Source organism: Meridianimarinicoccus zhengii (genome assembly GCF_003254465.1).
GTDB lineage: Bacteria > Pseudomonadota > Alphaproteobacteria > Rhodobacterales > Rhodobacteraceae > Meridianimarinicoccus > Meridianimarinicoccus zhengii.
Genome location: NZ_QDFI01000141.1, coordinates 1 through 4,150, shown reverse-complemented (window position 1 = coordinate 4,150; position 4,150 = coordinate 1). Strand labels below are relative to the sequence as shown.

Below are 4,150 nucleotides of genomic sequence, written 5' to 3'. Positions count from 1 at the left end.
CGCGACCAGGCTGCCGCCGAGCGCCCGCCAGCCCGGCCCGGCGGGCCGCGGGGTGTGTTGCGCCCAGTCGCGGAAGAACGCGGCGTCGCGCGCAAGGCTGGACGCCGCGTTGACGCCCCGCGGGTCCACCGTGATGCGTCCGGGAAGGGGCGCGCGTTCCACGAAAATGCACGCCCGCCCCGCATCGCGGGCCGCCGCGGCAAAGGCAAGCCGCGTGCCGGTCAGCCCGTTCCAGACGATGGCCACCGTGCCCGGCGCGGCGTCCATGCGCGCGCGAAAGGCATTGTATTGCAGGGCGTAGAGCCAGCGCTTCAATGAGCGGTGCGGACCGGGGCCGGGTTGCCTGCGGGCCCGTCGCAGGCTCTCCGCAGCACGGTCGGGCGTCTGCGCGAAGCCTTGCAGCCGCACGGCACGCGCCGACACGTGCTGCACGGGACCATCTTCCGGAACCACGGCGTCCAGCAACGCATCCGGCTCGGCCCGCCCATAGCGCAGAACGATGTAGGACGCGCGCGTCACGTGCGCCCGTTCCCGCGATCCGCCGGATGGCCGCCCATCCACCGCAACGCGGTGCGCGCGCGCTCGGAGCGGCGCGGATCCACTCCGGGGACACGCGTCTGAATTGGGGGTGCGTTCATCGAGGCGATCCTGAAAACGGCGCAGCGGAACGGTGCAAGAACCGGCACCGCCATGTCCGCACATACCATTGCCCGTTACCGGCGCAACCCGCGCTGACATTTTCTCAGCACTGCGGCACGCCACGAAGCCCTTCGCGGCATGTCCCCTTTTCAAACCACCGGTCAGCTTTGCAACCGGACCGCATTGCGGCTGCACGGACGGGCAATCCCCGTACGGTCCGGTCGCCCTTATCTTGAATACAGGACCTGGAGGATGGACGCCGCGCCCGCCGAACCCGAGAACAGCGAAATGATCGGTGCAGTCGCGCTTCGCGGCCCGCCCCCCGAAAGCTCCGACATCAGCAGGAAACGATCGCGCAGGGCATCGCGCGTTTCGGGGCTGGCAAAATCCGAAACTTCGGAAACGCCGAAGACATCCTCGCTACGAGCCCGGAAAATGGACAACTGCCGGTCGATATCCAGCCCGGCGAAGCTTTCGGGCAGACCCAGCGCCTTCTCGAAGACGGCGCGCACCGGCGGGGCGCCGATCACGCCGAACCAGCGTGCATCGTCGGAATCGAAACTGTCGACGATCCGGTCGATCTCGCGCGACATGCCAAGCGCAAGGCGCATGTCGGAATCGACCTTCCCCACGGCGACCTCGAAGGTCTGGTCGCGATAGGCGGACACGATCCGGTCGGCAAAGCCCGGCAGGCTTGTCCAAGGACCGCCGAGGTCACCGAATCCGAATGCATCGGACAGGGCCTTGTAGCGTGGGTCGCTCAATCTGTTCGCAAGGCTACCGCGATCGAAGGTTCCCTCCTCCAGCACGCGACCGATGAAGAAGCGATTCGCCTGGTCGTCCTGAAGGCCGAATGCGCCGAGCGCGACCTTCATCAGCGTGAAATCCTCCACCAGGTCCTGTGCGCTCTCGACGCTTCCGATGCGTTCCCGGAAATAGGCGAGATCACGCTGCGTCGATGGCGACGCGGTCACGACCTCCTTCTGGGTCTCTATGGTCCTCGACAGGAAGTTCCATCCTGCCACGCCGCCAAATGGGAGAACGGGCGCGATCACGTCGGTTCGTCCAGCGTGGCGAGCAGCCGCGACTCGCGCGGCAAGAGCCCGCGCAGCGCCTTGAGCGCGTGGTAATACTGTCGTTCGGTCACCGCGGCCGTCGCTTCGGCGAGGCAGTTGCGACTGTCGCGATCAAGGAATACCTGGCTCAGCTGCTCGATCCCGACCAGCAGCTGCTTTCGCGCCTCGGCAGGATCGGCGTCGCCCGCAAGGATCAACTGTGCGAGGTAGCAGACCCTGCGGACGGGGGTCGTGACGTCGTCGGGATGGATTGCATCCTTCAGACGAAGAATGTTCGCATGCGGAGACACGATGTTGAGCCGCGTCCGGCGATCCCCGTTCTCGATCACCGCCCCGTTGATCAGGATGCGCTCGCCGGGTCCGAGCTTGAGCACGAGCCCGGTCATGTTCCACCACCCGGACCGCGCAGACCCGCCATCACGGCGGCGTTCACGTCGACCAGCGGGTCGATCCCCGCCTCGCCCCGCAGGACCCTGCGGGTGTGGACCGTGGTGAATTCGTAAAGATAGAACAGGCGCGCGCGGAGATCGTCGGGAAGCCCGTTGTCGTCATCCGCCACGCTCGCGGCGAGCAGGGTCCAGAGCCGACGATTCTCGTGCAGGGCGCGGATGGTTTCCGACTTCCCCGGCGCATCGCGGCTTGCGGCGGACTTGAGCGCCCGGGTCACCCGGGCAAATGCCTCGTACTCGGTGCTGCGCGGGCTGCGAAGCGCCGGATTTCCAATTTCATAGGCCTTTCGAGCCTGAGCCACTGCTGTCACCTGCTACCCTTTCTGGACTGTGCACGGCGCTGGCGAACGCATCCCCTGCGTTCAAGGTGTGACGCCACGAGGGCGTCACACCGGTTTGCTTCAGCGGAAGAGCGACAGAACGTTCTGCGGTGCCTGGTTCGCGATCGACAGCGCCTGGATGCCGAGCTGCTGCTGCACCTGGAGCGCCTGCAAACGGGCGGAGGCTTCTTCCATGTTGGCGTCGACCATGCTGCCGATGCCGGCCTTGAACGAGTCCGTCAGCTTGGACACGAAATCCGCCTGGCTCTCGATCTGCTTGGCCTTCGACCCGAACGCCGCCGATGCATCGATGGCCGTCTGGGTCAGCGTCTCGATGGTCCCGAGTGCGGCCTGCGCACCGCCGAGCGTCGTCACGTCGATGGCCGCCATGGCGCCAAGACCACCCGACCCCGTGTTGGTGAACTGACCACTGATCGCAAGCGATGTCGTGGCATTGTTGGTGATGACCAGTTCGCCGGGGCTGCCGCTGTCGTAGTCGACCGTCACGTCGGCGCCCGACGCCTCGATCGCGGATTTCAGACCCACGGCAATGATATCGGCCGTGGTGGTTGCCGCAACATCATCCGCCGTCACCGTGTAGCTGACGCTCTTGTCGCCGATCTGCAGCGCGATCTTGTCGCCGGCTTCATAGGTCGGATCCGCGATCACCACCGTGCCGCTGTCGTCGGTACCACCCGTGCCGTCGAGCGAGAAGCCGAAGGAATCCGCCCCGTCCGCGGCGACGCCGTCGGTGCCGGTAAAGGCCGCCTTCGCGACATAGCCGCCCGTGGACAGGTCCTCGCCATTCACCGTGATGTAGGACGCGGTCACCGCACCGCTGCTGCGATCCAGCGACGACAGCACGTCCGTGCTGGCCGTCGCGCCATCGACGAGGTTGAGCCCGTTGAACTGCGCTGCCCGCACGACGGAACCGATCTGCTCCTTGAGCGCCGTCACGTCGTTGTTGAGCTTGTCCCGATCCACGTTGTCGCCGGTGGCGGCGACGATCTTTTCCTTCATCTGGGTCAGAAGATCGGTCACCGCCTCGGATGCCTGCTGTGCCACCGCGACGGTGGACTCGCCCAGTGCGAGGCTGTCGGAAATGGCACGGAACCCGGTCACGTCGGATTCCATCACCTTGGAGATCGCCCATACCGCGGCGTTGTCCTTGGCGGTCGCGACCGACTTGCCGGTCGAGATCTCGCTCTGTGTCTTCTCCAGCCCGCTGTTGATCCCCTTGAGCGTCTGCAGGGCCACCATCGCGCTGGTATTCGTCAGAATGCTGGACATAGGTCTTGTATCCTCGTTTCGGGTGCTTTGCACCCCGACTGCATGGGCCGTGCCGCAACACGGCGTTTCCGTCGTTCTGACGCCTGCGGCGGTTGGTCTGCGCCGCGCCATCCTGTCCGGATGCAAGGCCGTGATAGGGGCGCGACTCCTAAGAGGATGCTAAACGCCAAGCCCCGATTATCCGGCATTTTAAACAGTTTCGGCGTATCCACATCACACCCGCCGAAACGTGCGCGGATCGGCGGCGCCGTCGACACGCGCGCCGCGCCGGTCATAGCCGCCGGCACCCCGCGCAAGCCGCTCCAGCTCGTGCAGGCGCGCCTGTGCGGCGGCGATTCCCTCCCGCGCGGCGGCCAGCAGCGCAAGGTTCGATCCG

At 66.2% G+C, this 4,150-nt stretch carries 4 protein-coding genes and 1 pseudogene; all 5 read right to left on the bottom strand.

Features of this window, described 5'->3' with window-relative positions; genetic code table 11:
* Positions 1-519, bottom strand: a pseudogene (locus DDE13_RS21935) (capsular biosynthesis protein); the annotation flags it as partial.
* Positions 520-866: 347 nt separating this feature from the next.
* A complete protein-coding gene (locus tag DDE13_RS21930) occupies positions 867-1,694 on the bottom strand; it encodes a DUF1217 domain-containing protein (RefSeq protein WP_111406329.1) in 828 nt (275 codons plus the stop codon).
* Positions 1,691-2,101, bottom strand: a complete 411-nt coding sequence (gene flbT / locus DDE13_RS21925; RefSeq protein WP_111406328.1) for a flagellar biosynthesis repressor FlbT — start codon at positions 2,099-2,101, stop codon at positions 1,691-1,693. The genes DDE13_RS21930 and flbT overlap by 4 nt, the downstream gene beginning before the upstream one ends.
* A complete protein-coding gene (gene flaF / locus DDE13_RS21920) occupies positions 2,098-2,466 on the bottom strand; it encodes a flagellar biosynthesis regulator FlaF (protein WP_328587865.1) in 369 nt (122 codons plus the stop codon). Before flaF ends, flbT begins: the two co-directional genes overlap by 4 nt.
* 99 nt (positions 2,467-2,565) lie before the next feature.
* Positions 2,566-3,774: a flagellin gene (locus tag DDE13_RS21915; RefSeq protein WP_111406326.1), complete on the bottom strand. Its 1,209-nt coding sequence runs from the start codon at positions 3,772-3,774 to the stop codon at positions 2,566-2,568.
* Positions 3,775-4,150: the final 376 nt, after the last annotated feature.

Excerpts from the sequence above, each read along its gene's own strand:
- flbT (WP_111406328.1), bottom strand. The coding sequence starts at position 2,101 with ATGACCGGGCTCGTGCTCAAGCTCGGACCCGGCGAGCGCATCCTGATC.
- DDE13_RS21915 (WP_111406326.1), bottom strand. The coding sequence starts at position 3,774 with ATGTCCAGCATTCTGACGAATACCAGCGCGATGGTGGCCCTGCAGACG.